Origin of the sequence: Nostoc sp. XA010 (assembly GCF_020829625.1) — a bacterium.
Taxonomy (GTDB): Bacteria; Cyanobacteriota; Cyanobacteriia; order Cyanobacteriales; family Nostocaceae; genus Nostoc.
In genome coordinates this window covers 63,520-82,484 of the sequence record NZ_JAIVFX010000011.1, presented here as the reverse complement: position 1 = coordinate 82,484, position 18,965 = coordinate 63,520, and the positions used below count along the sequence as shown (strand labels likewise).

The following is an 18,965-nucleotide window of genomic DNA, read 5'->3' as shown; positions in this document are numbered from 1 at the left end:
CCAAATTTAATAAATAGTCAGTTTAGCTGAAGCAATGTGCAATTGAAGTGATACATTAAGGCAAAAGAAGGCAGCACCAGTAATAATGTACGTTGTTTGTCTTTGATTCGCTGCTTTTGGTGAAAGTTCCATGTCACAAGACAATCAGTCAAAACCGACGAATAAGCAAGTAACTCAACCTCCCCAAAAACCTTACCAGAGAGTTCAGCCATTTTGGAAGGCTAAAATTATCCAACTTCTCCAAGGGACGATTGGCGTTTTAGAAGTAACGGTGGAGAAACTGGAGACAGTACCCCCACCTGGTACTGAGGAGAAACCTGGCTTTTTCCAGCAGTTTCAGTTGTGGTGGGGTGGACTGTTAAGGACAATCCGCTTGTTTTTACCATCAAATTTGTCAACAAAGTTATCAGATACCGCTTTGACGGGAATTGTTACTGGAATTGCTGTAATTATCCTTTGGACAACTGCGAGTCTCTTTTCTGGTAAACCTACTGAAATCGCAACAGTTCCACCCGTTGAAGAAGTTCCTGCACCAACACCGACACCAACAATAACTACTCCACCGGAGTCAGTTACACCAGAACCACAGCCGTCACTGCCACCAAAGGAAATTACGCCGCCAGAAGTAGAAACTCCGCCACCACCAACGCCGGAAGCGAAAGCGGAACCCGAACCAATTCCCACGCCAACGCCAGCGCCAGCGATAGAATTGACACCAGAACAAGCCTTGATTGCGGCTATTGAAAATCAGGTAGCCGAAATTAGCGATCGCATTGCCTCTGGTCTGATAAAGTCAATTCAAGCCAACTTCCGCACCAGCAATCTTACGGTCAAAATTAGCGACGATTGGTACACTCTCAAAGAATCTCAGCAGGACAAACTAGCTGCGGAGATATTACAACGCTCTCAAGAACTGGATTTTACCCATTTAGAAATTATCGACTCCCAAAATAGGTTGATAGCGCGTAACCCAGTTGTTGGTACTGAGGTAGTAATTTTTAAACGGCAAACAACAAGTTAAAATAATTCCTAAATAGTAATTTGGACATTTCAATTTAAGTATTTATGTTAGATAATGTTTCGCTATTGCTTCAAGCGTGTAAAAATTTAAATATCAGTTATGAAATTTTTCAACCTGCTGAAAACTTAATAAAAATTCAACTCAATAACAAACAGCATTATTTTTGTAACTATAGCACTCCATTAATTAATCAAGCAGTAGCAAAAATTGTAAAAGACAAAGAATACACTTACCATATTTTAAATAAAAAGGTCAAACTTCCTCGGACAGTAGGTTTTCTTTCCCCTTTTTGTGACATTCAATATAAAATTTATTTAAAATTTCCAAGTATTCAAGATATCGTATTAGAGATTAAAGAGAAATTTGAAACACCAGTGATTGTGAAAAGAAATTCTGGGTCTGGTGGACATAACGTTTTTTTATGCCAGAATACAGATGAAATTGAAACTGCTTTAAAAGAGATTTTTAATATTAATCAAAAGTATGATTACGTTGCTCTCGCTCAAGAATTTATTCACATTAAATCTGAATATAGAGCAATTTTCTTAAATAAAGAATTAGTTTTGCTCTATGAAAAAGATATAAGTGATGCAGAGTTTGCAGGGAACCTCAGCCCTCTGCACTGGAATGGTGCAAAAGCAAAGTATATTAATGCTCCACAGATATTGTCAGAGGTTGCTAATTTTGCTAAACCAATTTTTGAAGAGTTAGACCTTGATTATGGTGGTTTAGATATAGTTTTAGATCGAGATAACCAATATTGGTTGATTGAAATCAATTCTCATCCAAATTATAGTATTTTTACTAGAGACAATGGAGAGAAGCCTGTGTTGAAAATTTTTGAAAAAATGCTTATTAGCCTAGCTTCAAAATAAAAAACTCAGTGCTTTGGTTAGCTAGAGTCCAATACAGCCCTAACCCCCAACCCCTTCCCTGCAAGGGAAGGGGAGTAAGACTCCTAACTCCTAACTCCTAACTCCTAACTCCTAACTCACCGCTCTCATTGACTGAGTTGGTATCCATACAGTAAAAATTGAGCCAATACTTACACTTGATTCTACTTCAATTCGTCCCCGATGGAGTTCCACTAATTGTTTAGTTAAAGCTAGCCCAAGTCCAGTACCTTCGTAGCGGCGGCGATAGGGTGTATCGAGTTGCTGAAATTTCTCAAACAATAATGGTAATTGTTCATCGGGAATGCCTATTCCAGTATCTTCCACTTGAAAAATAGCAGTATCATCTTCCACCCAAAGACGTAAGGTAACGCTGCCACTTTCAGGGGTAAATTTAATCGCATTAGTTAACAGATTCAAGAGAATTTGTTCTACTCGTTCTCCATCGGCGGTAAAGCGATCGCGCCTCGGATCGATTTGCAAATCAAGGCTGAGATTAATTTTTTCACTGATTGCTCTTTTTCGCAGTGACTCAACAGCATTTTGGGCAACATTTACCAAAGAAAATTCTGAAATATTTAAAGCTGTCTTACCAGCCTCGATTTGCGATAAATCGAGGATGTCATTAATCATTTCTAATAAATGTTCTCCACTGTCGTGGATTGTTTGCAGATAACCCCGTTGTCGTTGACTCAATTCACCCAAAGGCCAACGTAATAATGTAGATGACATCCCAATCACATAAGTTAAAGGCGTGAGCAATTCGTGACTGATAGTAGCGAGAAACTCACTTCTGAGACGGTTAGCAGCTTCGGCGGCGAGGAGAGCATCACGTAATCCTATTGTGCGTTCAATAACTCGTTGTTCGAGCGTTTGTTTCTCTTGGGTAAGGGTTTGCATTAACTCAGCTTGGTGAATTGCGATCGCTAATTGCTCTGCGATCGCAACTAGCAAGTTTTTTTCACTCTCAGTCCACTGGTGTGGATTATCGCACTGATGAGCAATCAGCAATCCCCACAATTTGTCCTCAAATATAATCGGTGCTGCTAACTTAGCCCTAACTTGGCTTTCCCTCAAAAAATTTAACAAACACTCTTCTAGAGCATAAGTTTTTTCGACATCATCCACAGCTAAGGTAAAGCCTTGGCGATACTTTTCCCAACATTGAGAGGTTCGGATAAAGCAATTTCTTTCCGTGTAATTCAACACCGATGTAATAGCATCTGTAGCACGGGCTTCATAGACAATATAACCTCCATAGTTTTGCCAATCTTCTAGTAATGGTTGATTATTCGCTGACACCGAAGGCGAGGGTTTATCCTTGTTCTCTGGTATAGAAAAATAGATTTCGGAAGATTTCCCAACCGACTGTTCCATACCTGTTAGCAGTGCGTTTCCACTGAGGGGAATAGTGCCAGACTGGTATTGTTGAGTATTGACTTTGGAACCTTCAAATTTATAGATTACTAATCTGTCTAATTCCAGAAACTCACGCACTTGTGTAATTGCTGTTGCCATAATCACCGGCAAATCCAGGCTTTTGCGGATCTGCGTTGTTACCTGATTTAACAACCGCTCTTGGGAAATCTGTTTTTTTAAAGCATCTTCCACCGGCTGACAGATATAAATTGTCGGCGCAGTTGAGCTTGGAGGTGCTATTATTTCTTGGTTTGGCTGATTTAGAAGATATTCTAATAACAACAGTGAGAATTGACTTTGGAGCGTAGCATCATTAGGGCGAATAATTTGGCGATAACCTTCGAGATTTTGGTAAGTGGAGGAATCACACTCAAACAAGTCTTTTAATTCGTAGACAAATGTTGCGATCGCCTCTAAATTAAATGTCAAACTAGCATTGAGTGCCGAGTCAATTCCCTGCTCCCCTTCCTCCCCCTGCGCTAAGTTTCCTACCAGAAGCGCACTAAACTGCTCAGAAACCACCAACGTAAACCTTTGCCTTTGCCATTCCACAGGTATGCAAATCCGCATCAACACAGCTTCTGTCAGTATCAGAGCGGCACTTCCCACCGTTTGAGCCATCTGTTCTAACAATTCCCCAAGCTGATTAAATACAACAATAGGCAAGGTTCGAGAAAAGCTCAAATCAGGAGAACTAAGCATTTTAAATCATTACTGGTAAGAGGGGGCTGAATGCAGGGAAAAACTTTGTATTTGATTGTGCAATAACCAATAGTTTAAGACGGTAATACAGCATTATGCATCGTACAAGTAACATATCGGGTGGATGGAATCAGTCAGAGGGCTTAATTTTTTTAGAACAAACTCCAGCGCCTTTCGTGTTGATTACGGCTGCTGATACCGACATTCAAACTTTGGCAGTTGCAGTGACAAAATTACCTACAAGCTTTCCTGCATTAAGAGTCGCCAATCTCTTGCAGTTACAGCAACAGTTAAGCATAGATACTTATGGGGAGCAAGTTTTAGAACTTGCCCAAGTAATTATTTTGCGCCTTATAGGAGGACGTTCCTACTGGAGTTATGGTTTAGAAGTAGTGCAAGAAATTGTACAACGTAATGGTAGAACCCTCATTGTAATGCCAGGGGACGACGCTTTTGATCCCGACTTAATTTCTCAGTCTACCGTGCCTCTGAGTATTGTTAATCAGGTATGGCAGTATTTCAGCGAAGGCGGCGTAGAAAATTTCGTTAATGCTTTGCAATTTATCTCTGATACTTGTCTGTTAACTGCATATAATCCGCCGTTACCCCGGCCGATTCCGCGTGTCGGATTGTATGAATGGGCAGGGGGAGCATGGGAGACAGGGGAGCAGGGGAGCAGGGGAGAGTTAGAACTCCATTCATCCAGCTTGGAACTGGATTCATCCACCTCAGAACTCCGTTCATCCAGCTTGGAACTGGATTCATCCACCTTGGAACTCCGTTCATCCACCTCAGAACTCCGTTCATCCACCTCAGAACTCCGTCCATCCACCTCAGAACTCCGTTCATCCACCTTGGAACTCCGTTCATCCACCTCAGAACTCCGTTCATCCACCTCGGAACTGGATTCATCCACCTCAGAACTCCGTCCATCCACCTCGGAACTGGATTCATCCACCTCAGAACTCCGTTCATCCACCTCAGAACCACAAATCTCCCAATCCCCACTCCCCAAAATCGGCATCCTTTTCTACCGCGCTCATTATTTAGCTGGAAACACAAAGGTAATTGACGCTTTATGCGAAGCTTTGGTGCAGAAAAATTTACAACCTGTGCCAGTGTTTGTTTCTTCATTGCGTGAACCTGATGTGCAAGTTGAGTTGAGTGAATTTTTTCAACCCAAAGAAGGCGAATCAATAGCTGTACTGCTGAATACCACCAGTTTTTCTCTAGCACGCTTGGAAAGCGAAACACCCCAAACTGAACTGTGGGAAAAACTAGATGTGCCTGTGTTGCAAGTAATCCTCAGTGGCGGATCAATTGAGCAGTGGGAGTCACAGTTTCAAGGGCTTTCTCCCCGCGATATTGGGATGAATGTGGCGCTACCAGAAGTAGATGGGCGAATTATTACTCGTGCTGTGTCTTTTAAAGCCGTACAAACTCGTAATCCCCATCTAGAGACAGATGTAGTAATTTATGAACCAGTAAGCGATCGCATCGAGTTCGTTGCTAAACTAGCAGCAAATTGGGCGCGTCTACGTTCCAAACCACCCCAAGAACGCCGAATTGCCCTAATTCTGGCAAACTATCCCAACCGCAATGGCCGCCTCGCCAATGGTGTAGGACTCGATACCCCAGCTAGTTGTGTAGAAATCCTGCAAGCTTTACATCAGGCTGGTTATGAAGTCGAAAATCCACCTGCTCAAGGAGACGAGTTGATTCAACAGCTGACAGATGGCGTAACCAATGATCCAGAAGGTAGAGAATGGCTTCCCGTACACCAAAGTGTTTCTTGGGAAGAATATCAAGAATATTTCGCTTCATTACCGCCAGCAGTTCAGCAAGGTATTAGGGAAAGGTGGGGACTAGGGGAAGAAGCAAGGGAGCAGGGAGCAGGGAGCAGAGGAGAAAAGTTTTCACCCCCGCCCCCTGCACCCCGCCCCTCTGCCTCTATCCCCGTTCCCGGAATTCAACTCGGCAACGTTTTTGTGGGAATTCAGCCAGCAAGGGGTTATGATAATGACCCCAGTTTGAATTATCATGCGCCGGATTTAGAACCAACTCATGCTTATTTAGCTTTCTACTATTGGGTAAGAGAAACTTTTGGTGCTGATGCTGTAGTTCATGTAGGGAAACACGGAAATCTAGAATGGCTACCGGGTAAAAGTGTGGCTTTATCGAGTAATTGTTATCCAGAAGTGGCTTTTGGCGCACTTCCCCACCTGTACCCGTTTATTGTGAATGATCCTGGTGAAGGTTCCCAAGCTAAACGTCGCGCTCAAGCGGTGATTATAGATCATCTAACGCCGCCAATGACTCGTGCGGAACTCTACGGTTCTTTGCAGCAGTTGGAAAATTTAATTGATGAGTATTATGAAGCAGACAGTTTAGATCCCTCGCGTTTGCCAGTAATTCGCGATCGCATCCACGAACTGGTGATCAAAGAAAATCTCCATTTAGATTTAGGAATCCAAAATGAAACAGAAATTTTTAAGTCTGAATCCTTAATTTTGAATTCCATCGGTGGCTATCTGTGTGAATTAAAAGAAGCCCAAATCCGCGATGGGTTACATATTTTTGGGCAATGTCCCCAAGGAAGGCAGCTACGAGACTTAATAGTAGCGATCGCTCGCATACCCAATCGCCATTCTTCAGGTATTACCCGTGCGATCGCTCAAGATTGGGGGCTAGATTTCGACCCCCTCACAGCTGATTTGTCAATGCCTAGTGGTGAATACTCAATAGTCAATAGCACAGAATGCCGTACCCTCGGTGATATCGTCGAAGTCCTAGAAGAACACGCCGCCCTTTTAGTCGAACAACTAATAAATCAAAACTCTTGTACAGACGCGATTCATCGCGTCTCCCCCCCCAGCACAGACGCGATGAATCGCGTCTCTAACTGGATACGCGATCGCCTCCTTCCCGCCTTACAAAAAACCCACCAAGAAATCACCCACTTGTTACACGGACTTGATGGCGGTTACGTCCCCAGCGCTCCATCTGGCGCACCCACACGCGGCCGCCCAGAAGTTCTACCAACAGGGAGAAACTTTTATTCTGTCGATATTCGTGCCATTCCCACAGAAACAGCTTGGGATATCGGTAGAAAAGCTGCTGAAACCCTAGTTGAATATTACACTCAAGAGCATGGTGAGTATCCCAAAACACTAGGCTTATCATTGTGGGGAACAGCCACTATGAGAACAGGCGGTGATGATATAGCCGAAGCCTTAGCTTTACTCGGAGTCCAACCTGTCTGGGATGGTGCAGCACGGCGAGTAGTGGATTTTGAAATTTTGCCCTTGGCGATTTTGGGGCGTCCTCGTGTAGATGTCACCTTGCGAATTTCGGGATTCTTCCGCGATGCTTTTCCCAACTTAATTGATTTATTCGCTCAAGCAGTGTCAGCAGTGGCAGACTTGGATGAACCGCCAGAACAAAACCCTCTCGCGGATGCAGTTCGCCAAGAAACTGATTTGTGGACAAGCCAAGGATTAACTGTAGAAGAAGCAGTGGTGCGATCGCGCTATCGCATCTTTGGTTCTCGCCCAGGTGCTTACGGCGCCGGACTCCAAGGTTTAATCGAATCGCAAAACTGGACAGATGACGAAGATTTAGCCCGCGCCTACATCAACTGGAGTTCTTACGCCTACTCTTCGGGAACAGAAGCAGGGGGAGCAGGGGAGAATAAAATCTCCAGCCCTCAATCTCCACTCCCCACTCCTAACTCCTCACTCCTAACTCCTAACTCCTCACTCCCCACTCCCCACTCCCCACTCCCCTCCCCCGAAGCCTTCAAGCAACGCTTGGCGCAAATGCAAGTTGTCCTACATAATCAAGATAATCGTGAACACGATCTACTAGATTCTGATGATTATTACCAATTTCAGGGTGGCTTAACTGCGGCGGTGCGTTCTCTACAGGGGAAAAATCCCGAAACTTATTTTGGTGATAATTCTATACCCGCTAAACCACGAGTCCGCCAACTGAAAGAAGAAATTGCCCGGGTGTATCGTTCTCGCGTAGTCAATCCCAAGTGGATTGCAGGAGTTATGCGCCACGGATACAAAGGAGCCTTTGAAATGGCAGCGACGGTAGATTTTTTATTCGCCTACGATGCAACAGCTCAATGTGTCGAAGATTACATGTATCAAGGTATAGTAGAAGCTTACTTGCTCGATCCAGTAGTCTCGGAATTTATTCAGGAAAAGAACCCTTATGCACTGCGTGATATAGCTGAAAAATTATTAGAAGCACACAAGCGCAATTTGTGGGAGGATGTAAATATAGGAACATTAGAAGCTTTGAGAAACCTAGTACATCAAGCTGAAGCAGTGATCGAAGAAAAATCAATGGTGTAGGAAACAAATATGGAAAATCTTGCGTATTTGCACCTAGCTTTCGCCTACGAAGACAGCACACCCAGTGAATTGGTCTCCCTTAGTTCCTTGTTTAAGGACGCAGCTGCACCAGACTGGAAACGGCTTTCAGGTAGGGCTTGGAAGTATATGTTGCCCCTTGCTCTGTCCTTGTCTATTCTTGGCGCCCTTAACAGCGTCATGGCACTGGAACAAGGCGATCGAGGCCCTTCTGTCAGAAATCTACAACAAAAGTTGAAAACAGCAGGTTTTTACCAATCTTCTGTTACCCAAGTATATGACGTATCCACACAAGAAGCTGTGCGGCGCTTTCAAAAGGCCGCTGGTTTACCAGTGGACGGCATTGTTGGAGCAAACACCCTGCAAAAATTAGAAAGTTGGCAAGGGAAAAAAACTACTGCTGTAAGAAGCGCACAAGCCAAAAAGCGCAGTACTACTAGTTCAGTAAGTTCAGCAACTAGCCAACGCCGTAATTCCAGCTACCTTGCTAAAGGGGCTGAAGGTGAAGATGTCAGAGCTTTGCAAGAACGCTTAAGAGTCGCAGGCTTTTATTACGGAAATGCCACAGGAATATTTGGCCCAATTACCGAAGAAGCTGTGAAGCGATTCCAAGATTCTTACAAATTAAGCGTTGACGGTATTGTTGGCCCAGCAACATTAGCTAAATTGCCGGGAACTGGCATTGGTGATGGAGAAGAGGCTCCCACAAAGGTAGTCAATCGAAATAAACTTCGTGTAGGCGATCGCGGTGAGCCAGTTAGAGTACTTCAAGAACAGTTAATCCAAGCAGGATACTTAGAGGGAGAGCCAAATGGCTACTATGGCCCTTACACTGCCGATGCTGTACGGAGATTCCAAGCAGCTAATTACTTGTCAGCAAGTGGTGTTGCTGGCCCAACTACGCGAGCTAAGTTATATAGCTCAGTTAATACTACTAGCAAAAGCGAATTTAATACCTTAGAAATCCAAACGCGACTACGGGAACGGGGTTTTTATAAAGGCAAGCTGAACGGTGTGATGGCCGCTGACACCAAAAAAGCAATTAAACAAGCCCAAGAATTCTACGGCATCAGTCTCAAGGATCTTAAGAGCGGACGCTTTTAACATCCGCTTTGGCGTTGTTAGTATCAGTCCCCAACTGGTTGCTTGCCTCCAGTAACAGCAAATTACGAACTGCTCAAAATTCCATTTATTTGGTTAATTTGAGTAGTTTTGTTTTTTATCTACCCAAGTGCTAAAGCGGCATTAGTGCCCGTTGGCACTTGGGACACACCGCATGGATGGTCATTTGACAGTCCAGCAGGTGAAAACCTTCTTTTTGAGCGGTTTTCGACCCAATTTTTAAAATTGAGTCATTTTTAAACTCAATAGTTGAGTTGCATCTAACACAAATTAAGTGATGGTGGTGATGGGGATAGGGCTGGTTGATTTCATAATGCTTATGTCCCTCACCCAGTTCTAGTTCCCGTAAAATTCCCATTCTTGCCATCAACTTTAAAGTCCGATAAATAGTTGACAGACTGATCCCTTCACCATCAGTTTCTAGCCGATGATAAAGATCCTCTGCGCTTAGATGTTCACCTTGCGGAAGTTCTTGAAAAATGTGTAAAATTGTTTCGCGCTGGGGAGTTAATCGCCAGCCTCGTTCATTCAGTTCTGCCTTGAGTGAAGTAGTTGTGTAAACAGTCATACTAATATTTCTCAACAAAGCTCGTTAATTGAGAATATAACAAATCTTGGGAGCAATTTGCAACAATCATTGCCTATTGAGAATATATGCTAAATATTTAAGAACAATTCATCAAATCTTGAGCAAAAATCAAGTAATAAGCTGTAGTGCATTTAATTTGCATACAGCTAATAGTTAGGATACTTGTAACGATTGCATCCCTTGACTTTGAATTTTGTATAAGTTAATTTTGAATTGTTCAGTTGATCCCCACCTTTAAGATATTTGAGCAAAGGTCTGGGGAAACTCTTGTACAACTAAATGCAAATAATTTGCTACAAGCCTTTAAAAGGCTTTTTACAAGGGGATCAAATCAGTCTTTTGTCCGTAGTCATTTGCCAAGTATAGTTTTATAATGACAAATGACTAATGACAAATGACTAAGTTAAAGATTCCAAATAGTCGCGGATGAGGTTGCGACGCTTGGGTTGACGTAACTTTTGCAAAGCCTTGGATTCTATTTGTCTGACTCGTTCCCGTGATAAATCGAGAGCGCGACCAATTTCTGCTAATGAGTAAGGATGACCATCTGCCAAACCAAAGCGCATCAAAATTACATCGCGTTCCCGGCTAGTCAAATCTGACAGAAGATGATGCAAATCTCTTTGTAAAGATTCTCGCATTAACATCTCTTCTGGGGTTACACAGTCAGTTTCGAGTAATTCGCCTAACTCAGTGTCTTTATCTTTACCTACTTTGGTTTCCAAAGAAACGGAGCGAGGAACCCGCAACAAAACTTCTCGTACTTGGGCCGGTGTCATCTCTAACTCAGTTGCTAAATCTTCTAGAGTAGGGGTGCGACCTTTCTCTTGAGCAATTTTGCGTTGAGCCTTTTTGATTTTGTTTAACTTTTCGGTAATATGGACAGGGAGGCGAATGGTGCGACTAGAAGTAGCGATCGCCCGTGTAATTCCCTGACGAATCCACCAGTAAGCATAGGTACTGAAGCGATAACCCTTAGTTGGGTCAAATTTTTCTACAGCCCGCTCCAAACCAAGTGTGCCTTCTTGGACTAAATCCAACAATTCCAAACCGCGATTTTGATACTTTTTAGCAACAGACACAACTAAGCGAAGATTCGCCTTAATCATGTGTTCTTTTGCTTGGAGTCCTTGGTACTGAACTTGCTCCAACTCTTCTACAGTCAACTTGGCGATTTCAGCCCAGCGACGTTTGCCATCTGCCAAAGTCGGCCTAAGATCGGATAAAACTATATCAGCAGTAGCAGCCCATCTTTCCAAAGACGGCCGATGTCCCAGTTCTGAGGTAAGTCGTTCTTGAACCTCAATTAACCGAAGATAGGGGGTAATCACTTCATCCCCTTCCTTGGCGGCCTTAGCAAGTACTATCCGCATCCGCAAGTAGCGTTGGACTTTTTGAGCTTCTGAAACCTCTTCATCGCGCCCCAACAAGCGAACCCGACCAATTTCTTGAAGATATAGACGTACTAGGTCTGTACTCCGACGGTTAGTGTTAGCAGCAAAGTTAGCATTGTCAGCAGAAGCAATCTCTAGCTCCTGTAGGTCATCTACCGATAACTCACTTTCGTCAACCGTGAGATCCGAGTCCAAAGCCTGGCGGGACTTTTTGGTATTGTAGGGGGCATCTGCATAAAAAGATGTTGCTGGCATAAGATCGTCTCAATGGCTCCAGGTAACAATAGATTTCGGTCAGCTTAGATTACGGTCAGCTATTCAACTGTTGCTATTGTTCCCGTGATTTACGATGAACTAACATGGTTGAACGTTCCATTACAGTTTTTTTTGAAATTAACTGTAATGGTTTTATTGGATACAGCATTACTGAACTTAATCGGCTGCTAAACTTTTGATTAAACCAATAGCTATTCAAATCGGCAGCTAGGTTTTCAATATTTCAACTACTTAGTTAACACTTCAACCTTGATGGTTTTTGATAGTAACTTTTATAACACGGTATAAACATCCTTAAGTGAATGTCATCTTTATATTTGGCATAGTCACATTTACATGCCTACAAAAGTAATATCCTGACGATTTAGCAATTTTTTCTCAGGATTATTCAGGTATAAGTAGAGCTAATAGATATTGAAGAAGTGATTAGTATTAACGGCAAGAATTCTATCGACACTGAGATAGAAGAGGTTGCAATAGGGTTTGGTCTACTGAAGTTATCTGTTGAGGTGAGCAGGGGAAGAAGAAGAGCAGGGGGAGAAAAAATATAATTTAATACGCTTGTGTTAAGGAACGAACCACAAAGATGCATTCGCACAGTGTCTCGTTGGTGCAGCCTCTCGTAGAGAAGAAAAGAAGAGAAATTGAAGAATTTATCTACTCGTCAAAGTTGAATTCACAGACTATTAGTAGTTGCAATACGGTTCGGATAAGCAGGGGAGGAAAGAGGCTTATTGTTCAGTAATTCTCTCTCCCCCTGCCTCCCCTGCCTGCCTCAACCAAAAAATTCCTTAACCAAAGGGTATTGCTAATAGTTGTACTCTGGCTTGATATCTCGCAGCATCAGTTCATCAAGGGCTTGTCGAGGTGTGACTTCACCCTGAAGTAAACGATAAACTTGCTCAGTAATTGGAACAGGAATATTTTCATGCTTGGCTCGTTGCATCAAAACCCGGCAAGTGTTCACTCCTTCAGCAGTTCCTTGTAAATTTGCAAGAGTTTCTGTAAGTGACTTACCACCAGCTAGCTGATAGCCGACTTGGTAATTGCGACTTAAGGGACTATTGCAGGTTGCTAACAAATCTCCTAGACCTGATAAACCATAGAATGTTTCTGTCTTCGCACCCCAGTTGTTGCCGATGCGAACCATTTCTGTAAGTCCACGAGTGACTAAAGCAGCTTTGGCATTGGTTCCTAGTTGTAAACCATCGCACACACCGGCTGCGATCGCAATCACATTTTTCAGTGTTCCCCCCAATTCCACCCCCAAAGGATCGGGATTGGTATATACCCGAAAACGCCCAGAAGAAAATACTAACTGCACTACTTCCGCAGCCGTGGGAATATTACTAGCTACCACCGTTGCTGCTGGTAATTCTAGTTGAATTTCTTTAGATAAATTAGGCCCAGACAGGACAACCACTGCATGGTTAGGGAATACTGTTTGCCAAATTTGCGACGGCGTGCAGGTGGTTTGGGGGTCTAAGCCTTTCGTCGCTGTGACAAAAATTGTCTCTGGAGAAAGGGGGAAAGACTGGACTTGGGAAGCGACATCCCTCACACCAATCATCGAGATAGCGGATAGGACGATTTGGACATCTTTTAAAACTGCTTGGATAGTTTGCGAACCTTGACGCGACCACACGCGCACCTGATGACCATTTGCTGCGGCGAGATTTGCCAGAGATGCACCCCAAGCACCCGCACCAAGAATTGCTACAGTTTTTGGATTAGTCATTAATCAAAAGTCTCCCCATCACCGAATTTTAGATTTTAAATTTTGGATTTTGGAATTGAATAATTCAAAATCCAAAATTTAAAAAGGTCTGAATGCGAACAGCATCTCTAAGAGTTGTGCCCGAATTTAAACGCAAGAACAAATCTAAAATCTAAAATTGGCTGCGGGGATAACGTTGCATTAATTCCCTGACTTGTTCTGCATGATATGAGCTTCTTGTCAATGGTGAAGAAACAACTTGTAAAAATCCTATTTCTTCGCCGAATGCCTTCCAAGCAGCAAATTGTTCTGGATTGATAAATTCATTTACTTGCAAATGTTTTTGACTGGGTTGGAGGTATTGCCCAATTGTCAAAATGTCGCAATCTACAGTTCGCAAGTCTTGCATGACCTGGCGAATTTCGGCATCAGTTTCACCAAGTCCAACCATAATACCGGATTTAGTATATGTGCTAGGAGAAACTTGGCGAGAGCGGTGCAATAATTCTAATGTGCGATCGTAGTTTCCTTGGGGACGCACCCGGCGATACAGGCGTGGAACAGTTTCTGTATTGTGGTTTAATACCTCTGGTGCAGCTTGTAGAATCAACTCTAGAGCATTCCAATTACCGCACAAGTCAGGAATTAGTACCTCAATTGTGGTGTTAGGTGAAACAGTACGAACCGCATTAATACAGGCTATAAACTGAGACGCACCACCATCTGGCAAGTCATCTCGGTTTACAGAAGTGATCACAACATGATTAAGTTTCATGCGGCGAACAGCTTCTGCTAGTCGTGCAGGTTCCGTGGGGTCTAGTGGTTTGGGTTTTTTCTCAAAATCAATATCGCAGTAGGGACAAGCGCGTGTACAAGCCGGGCCCATAATTAAAAATGTGGCAGTCCCAGCATTGAAGCATTCACCAATATTTGGACAGGACGCTTCCTCACAAACTGTATTGAGGGCTAAATCCCGCAAAATATCTTTAACGTTACCAATACGCTCACGCCCAGGTGCTTTTACCCGCAACCAGTCTGGTTTTACAGTCACAATCCGCTTTTACCACTAGAGTTATACAAATTTAATCGTAGCAAGCAAAGCCTTGGGTAAAGTGATCATATATATATAGATGTAATTCTGTCATTTTGCACGGGTTATGATATTGTTAATTTATCATGGCATTTTTATGCCGGGATGTGGCGCAGCTTGGTAGCGCACTTCGTTCGGGACGAAGGGGCCGCTGGTTCGAATCCAGTCATCCCGATTTTTGTTGTAGAGTGTACATTCGCAAATTAAATGTCGCTATTCGCAAATTAATGTCGCGTTGGCGAATAACTAATTATGTTGCTCCAATAACTCTAGGCAAGGTGCTGCCTTGTCTACGCTTCTCTCTAACTCGAAGCACTGGTATAAAACCTCAATGCAAATCGCCAAAACCAAGTGGAAGCGAAAAACAACGCTACTGCTAATATTGCCGCACCTATTAACCAGCTAATGTCACTTCGGCCCAGTAGCGCTTGGGCTGGTACTGTAGTTAAAAACGCTACTGGCATTACAAAGGTGAAGAAAAAGCGGTAAGCAGTAGGATATGCTGCGATGGGATATCGTCCAGCTTCTAACAAACCACGTAATACTTCGGTAACGTTGTATATTTTGACGAACCAGATACTCATCGCTCCGAGCATAAACCACAGGCTGTACAGAATCACAAAGCTGAACAATAACGGCAGCACACCAAGTAGATAGTCGGCTATCCCTACACCAAGGCGTTTACCTGCGTAGCCAATAATAATACTACCAAAAATTATATCTGGTAGTCCCCAAGGTGAAAGGGTATGGGTGGAAAGCCAAAACTGACTGCGGATAGGTTTTAATAATATAAAGTCTAAAGTGCCTTCTTGAACATGCCGGACAATGCGATTCAAGTTCGACGCCAGAAAAGTAGCAGAAAATCCTTGTAATAAAGTAAAAATTCCTAGAACTACTAAGGCTGCTTCCCATGACCAGCCACTAAAAGTATAACCAGTCCGGTAAAACAAGAATAATCCAAAGAGGCTACCTGCAAGATTTCCCAAGCTGCTGAGGGTAGCTATGAAAAAGTTAATCCGATACTCTAACTCAGCTGCGATCGCAGCACTCCAAAATAGTCTTAGTACTTTCAAATATCTTTGCATCTTGCACATATACCCTAAAATGTACCATCTGTCACTATAGTTTTAAATATTACACAATAACTTTACGTAAATTTAATATTACTTTTTATTCACGAAAATTGCTAAACGTTAAGATGTTGTGGATCTATTATTGAAAGCTAAAAAATTTTATGCATCTGGATTTACCACAACTGATAAAATCAATCGGTTATTTTGGAGTCTGGGCGATTGTCTTTGCTGAATCTGGCTTATTAATTGGTTTTTTCCTACCTGGAGATAGTTTATTGTTCACTGCTGGATTTGTCGCATCTCAGAATTTACTGAACATTTGGGTTCTGATTTTTGGTGCTTTTGCTTGTGCAGTCTTAGGTGACAATGTTGGTTATTTTACTGGACATAAATTTGGCAGAAGACTATTTCAGAAGGAAGATTCATGGTTGTTTCATAAAAAACATCTTGTTAAAACCCAAAACTTTTATGAACAGTACGGTAAAAAAACGATTGTTTTAGCACGTTTTTTACCTATTGTACGGACTTTCGCGCCAATTGTGGCTGGGATTGGTGCGATGAATTATCGCACATTTATGTCTTACAACTTAATCGGTGGCTTTGTTTGGACATTCGGCATCACTATATTAGGGTTTTTCTTAGGAAAATCTTTGCCACCTGAACAGGTAGATAAGTATTTATTACCGATTATTGGATTAATTATAGTTGTTTCTTTAGTGCCATCGATTATTCATCTAATACAAGAGAATAGAGCAAACAAAAGTTGAAAGAGTTTTTGTGTTTTGTGTAAATATATAGTTTTTTAGATGCTATGTAACCTCTGTATTCCTCTGACCTGATTAACTTGGTATTGCTAGGGTAAATTCAGTAATCGAGATTTGAGGTGGAATCTCGGACTAAGACTATTTACTCCCTTAAAAATTATTGGCGCTGATCTAGTAAAACATCAAAATGTTTAACCTTGGTTTCTGGTTCAATCAGATACTGGTTATCTTTAGGCAGAGGGTGTACTTGTTCTATGTCATTGCCAGCAAAGGCACGAATAGCATCGCGTGACTCCCAATAAGAGATAACAGTAAACTCTGTAATTGTGCCATTAGTTCGACGAAATACTTGCGCTCCTCGATTTCCAGGAATCGATTGGATTTTCTTAATTCCAGCTTCAGTTAAATATTTATAATATTTTTCTGCTTTATTCGTCAGTGTTTGACCATGCCAAATACGTGCAACTACTGTTTTGGATTGGGTCGTACTGCCATTAATTTTAGATGGAACTGCGCCAGGCTCAGTCTGTGCAACTGTTACACAAGGTAAAGAAGCAAGTAATAGCGCAGATGCAAGAAATATGCCGAAAGTTTTTTCTCTTCTCATTGTGAATCTTTTGCTAAAGTTAGAAGATTTGAGCGATGATATTTTTTTCATAACATTATCAAGTTTAAAAAATAGATTACAAGATATTGGTAAGCAACAGCAAAGTGGATTTGGTGGAGTAGGAGTATCTTCTTTGCCACGCCCGAATCAACTCTCAACGATTGGAATTATAAAGCAGATGACCTCATGCTAGCTAGTGATAACGGAGGATGTCGGATGTAGTGCTGCTGTTGACCTAAAGCCATCGGGGAGCATGGATTGTAGGGGGTAGAGTAGTTAGGGAGGAGCGTTTACATTAAAATCCCGTACTGCAAAATCTGAAGATAAGTGATTTCGAGGTAGAAGTGTGTGCAAATCCAAATAAATTATTAAGGCAATACCCAGGTAAGATGGGTAAAAATTGGGTAGTTCTGCGCTATCTTTCAGCAAATGATTGAGCGATGATTATGTGTATAGAAAGCGCTGGCAAAGATTTTTAGCTGGCATTTAATAAACCGGATATAAAACAAAGCCCTGGATTTTTACCAGGGCTTTTTAAATTGAAAACTCAATTTTCAGAGTCCGCGCTCGTGACTAGAAACCGAGAGCTTGTCAAGATTCCTCGAATAGGCGGTCGCCTTTATGTAACCGATAAGCGATTTGATAGGTTTGTGCTTGCGATCGCATTGTGGGAGAATGGGCTGCTAAATACCGAGCAGCAGCAACTAATACATGAATACCAGCAGGAGTGTCACCTAATAAAGATCTGCAATACTTTTATCATTAGCCGTGATTTTTGCTAACAAATCCTCCTGAGATAAGGCTTTGGTATTGCGGCTTTTCTGAGGAGATTGAGCGATCGGTAAACAACTTCCGCCTGTTTCGTACTCACATCCTGCTGCTGCTTTTACGTTCTCCTTCAGTTCAGCTACATCATAGTGCAGAATAATTTTGCAACTAGCGAGTAATTGTTGAAACGATTTTTGAATTTTTAATTAGACCGTAGCTACGCTCAACCCACTTCAATTAAGCTTCGTTCAGGTAGGGTGACTCGGTGAAGTAAACAGTGGTGCAAATCGACCCCAGTCAGGTCTACTTCCGTAAAATCAACGTAACTTAGATCAGTTTTGTACAAAATAGCTTTGGTAAGACTAGCATGGCTCAGGTCTGTATTGCTCAACTTTGCGCCAGTCAGGTTTGCACCATTGAGATTTGCCCTAGCCAAAAAAGCACCGCTTAAGTTAGCATAACGCAAATCTGCCCCAGCTAAGTTTGCATTACTCAGGTCAGCATCATGCAAGTCTGCTAAACGTAGGTCTGCTCTCATTAGAGAAGCCTTATGTAAGTCTACCTTCCTAAGAGTTGCCCGTATCAGATTAGCAGCCTTGAGGTTTGCCAAAATCATATTTGCTCCACTGAAGTCGGTTCTCCAGAGAACCGCCGCAGTTAAATTTGCTTCGATCAGGTTTGCTTGGCGCAGGTTGGACTGTGATAAAGTCGTATTAGCCAAGTTAGCTCGATTCAAATTGATTCCAGCTAAACACACCTCGCTGAGGTTAACTAAGTGCAGGCTTACTTGAGGGAAATTTCTCTCTCCTACACAATAGCGTTTGAGAAGTTCATCAGCATCCATACACCCCGCCTCCCAAATCTCCATTTATCACCTGAAAATTACAGTATCTAATCGATAATTGCTGGAAATAGCTCTCATTCGGAGGCTTTTAATAACTCCGCACCAACCTTAAAACTATTTAACAATCTTTTACAATATTGCCAATCGAATCGGTTGTTTTCAACAGCGATCGCACAACGAAAATACCAAATAAGCCCTTATTAAGTTTCTTTAGTTTAAGCATACAGAGGTAGCAATGTTTAGGACGGGCTATGACGCTCGTTCGCCTTTGGCGTCTCCCCTTCTCCCAAAGGGAGAGGCTAGC

General features: G+C 42.5%; 13 protein-coding genes and 1 tRNA gene. 6 read left to right on the top strand and 8 right to left on the bottom strand.

All coding sequences use genetic code 11. From position 1 onward, the window contains the following. Positions 1–130: 130 nt before the first annotated feature. Both LC608_RS17745 and LC608_RS17740 read left to right on the top strand, forming a co-directional pair. Positions 131–1,021, top strand: a complete 891-nt coding sequence (locus LC608_RS17745; protein ID WP_229554781.1) for a hypothetical protein — start codon at positions 131–133, stop codon at positions 1,019–1,021. Between the two features lie 44 nt (positions 1,022–1,065). Continuing rightward, positions 1,066–1,896, top strand: a complete 831-nt coding sequence (locus tag LC608_RS17740; RefSeq protein WP_229554780.1) for a RimK family alpha-L-glutamate ligase — start codon at positions 1,066–1,068, stop codon at positions 1,894–1,896. A gap of 111 nt (positions 1,897–2,007) precedes the next feature. On the opposite strand, the gene LC608_RS17735 is transcribed toward LC608_RS17740, so the two are convergent. Next, the gene (locus LC608_RS17735) at positions 2,008–4,035 is read right to left on the bottom strand and encodes a GAF domain-containing sensor histidine kinase (RefSeq protein WP_229554779.1); all 2,028 of its coding nucleotides are present in this window, start codon (positions 4,033–4,035) and stop codon (positions 2,008–2,010) included. Between the two features lie 95 nt (positions 4,036–4,130). Here LC608_RS17735 and cobN point away from each other — a divergent pair, with 95 nt between their 5' ends. Together cobN and LC608_RS17725 are read left to right on the top strand one after the other, a co-directional pair. Then, a complete protein-coding gene (gene cobN, locus LC608_RS17730) occupies positions 4,131–8,399 on the top strand; it encodes a cobaltochelatase subunit CobN (RefSeq protein WP_229554778.1) in 4,269 nt (1,422 codons plus the stop codon). Between the two features lie 9 nt (positions 8,400–8,408). Continuing rightward, on the top strand, positions 8,409–9,521 hold the full coding sequence (locus LC608_RS17725) for a peptidoglycan-binding protein (RefSeq protein WP_229554777.1): 1,113 nt from the start codon (positions 8,409–8,411) through the stop codon (positions 9,519–9,521). Between the two features lie 130 nt (positions 9,522–9,651). On the opposite strand, the gene LC608_RS17720 is transcribed toward LC608_RS17725, so the two are convergent. From LC608_RS17720 to lipA, 4 genes are all read right to left on the bottom strand, one after another. After that, on the bottom strand, positions 9,652–10,107 hold the full coding sequence (locus LC608_RS17720; RefSeq protein WP_012407750.1) for a Fur family transcriptional regulator: 456 nt from the start codon (positions 10,105–10,107) through the stop codon (positions 9,652–9,654). 419 nt (positions 10,108–10,526) lie between these two features. Then, a complete protein-coding gene (sigC, locus tag LC608_RS17715; protein WP_229554776.1) occupies positions 10,527–11,777 on the bottom strand; it encodes an RNA polymerase sigma factor SigC in 1,251 nt (416 codons plus the stop codon). A gap of 829 nt (positions 11,778–12,606) precedes the next feature. Further along, positions 12,607–13,536, bottom strand: a complete 930-nt coding sequence (locus tag LC608_RS17710) for an NAD(P)H-dependent glycerol-3-phosphate dehydrogenase (protein ID WP_229554775.1) — start codon at positions 13,534–13,536, stop codon at positions 12,607–12,609. 151 nt (positions 13,537–13,687) lie between these two features. Continuing rightward, complete coding sequence (gene lipA, locus LC608_RS17705) at positions 13,688–14,566, bottom strand: lipoyl synthase (protein WP_229554774.1); 879 nt, start codon at positions 14,564–14,566, stop codon at positions 13,688–13,690. Between the two features lie 140 nt (positions 14,567–14,706). On the opposite strand from lipA, the gene LC608_RS17700 reads away from it, so the two are divergent. Beyond that, a tRNA-Pro gene (locus LC608_RS17700) sits at positions 14,707–14,780 on the top strand. Between the two features lie 127 nt (positions 14,781–14,907). Here LC608_RS17700 and LC608_RS17695 read toward each other — a convergent pair. Beyond that, entirely contained in the window at positions 14,908–15,690 is a 783-nt protein-coding gene (locus LC608_RS17695; RefSeq protein ID WP_229554773.1) for an ABC transporter permease, read from the bottom strand. Positions 15,691–15,839: 149 nt separating this feature from the next. Between LC608_RS17695 and LC608_RS17690 the strand changes: the two genes are divergently transcribed. Next, a complete protein-coding gene (locus LC608_RS17690; RefSeq protein WP_229554772.1) occupies positions 15,840–16,445 on the top strand; it encodes a DedA family protein in 606 nt (201 codons plus the stop codon). Between the two features lie 154 nt (positions 16,446–16,599). On the opposite strand, the gene LC608_RS17685 is transcribed toward LC608_RS17690, so the two are convergent. After that, positions 16,600–17,049 (bottom strand): antibiotic biosynthesis monooxygenase, encoded by a 450-nt coding sequence (locus LC608_RS17685; RefSeq protein ID WP_229554771.1) that lies wholly within the window; start codon positions 17,047–17,049, stop codon positions 16,600–16,602. Between the two features lie 991 nt (positions 17,050–18,040). After that, positions 18,041–18,685, bottom strand: a complete 645-nt coding sequence (locus LC608_RS17680) for a pentapeptide repeat-containing protein (protein ID WP_229554770.1) — start codon at positions 18,683–18,685, stop codon at positions 18,041–18,043. Between the last annotated feature and the right edge of the window lie 280 nt (positions 18,686–18,965).

Coding starts and splice junctions, on each gene's coding strand:
- LC608_RS17720 (WP_012407750.1), bottom strand. CDS start 10,107: ATGACTGTTTACACAACTACTTCACTCAAGGCAGAACTGAATGAACGA.
- LC608_RS17740 (WP_229554780.1), top strand. CDS start 1,066: ATGTTAGATAATGTTTCGCTATTGCTTCAAGCGTGTAAAAATTTAAAT.
- sigC (WP_229554776.1), bottom strand. CDS start 11,777: ATGCCAGCAACATCTTTTTATGCAGATGCCCCCTACAATACCAAAAAG.
- LC608_RS17745 (WP_229554781.1), top strand. CDS start 131: ATGTCACAAGACAATCAGTCAAAACCGACGAATAAGCAAGTAACTCAA.
- LC608_RS17710 (WP_229554775.1), bottom strand. CDS start 13,536: ATGACTAATCCAAAAACTGTAGCAATTCTTGGTGCGGGTGCTTGGGGT.
- LC608_RS17690 (WP_229554772.1), top strand. CDS start 15,840: ATGCATCTGGATTTACCACAACTGATAAAATCAATCGGTTATTTTGGA.
- LC608_RS17725 (WP_229554777.1), top strand. CDS start 8,409: ATGGAAAATCTTGCGTATTTGCACCTAGCTTTCGCCTACGAAGACAGC.
- LC608_RS17685 (WP_229554771.1), bottom strand. CDS start 17,049: ATGAGAAGAGAAAAAACTTTCGGCATATTTCTTGCATCTGCGCTATTA.
- LC608_RS17735 (WP_229554779.1), bottom strand. CDS start 4,035: ATGCTTAGTTCTCCTGATTTGAGCTTTTCTCGAACCTTGCCTATTGTT.
- cobN (WP_229554778.1), top strand. CDS start 4,131: ATGCATCGTACAAGTAACATATCGGGTGGATGGAATCAGTCAGAGGGC.
- LC608_RS17695 (WP_229554773.1), bottom strand. CDS start 15,690: ATGCAAAGATATTTGAAAGTACTAAGACTATTTTGGAGTGCTGCGATC.
- LC608_RS17680 (WP_229554770.1), bottom strand. CDS start 18,685: ATGGAGATTTGGGAGGCGGGGTGTATGGATGCTGATGAACTTCTCAAA.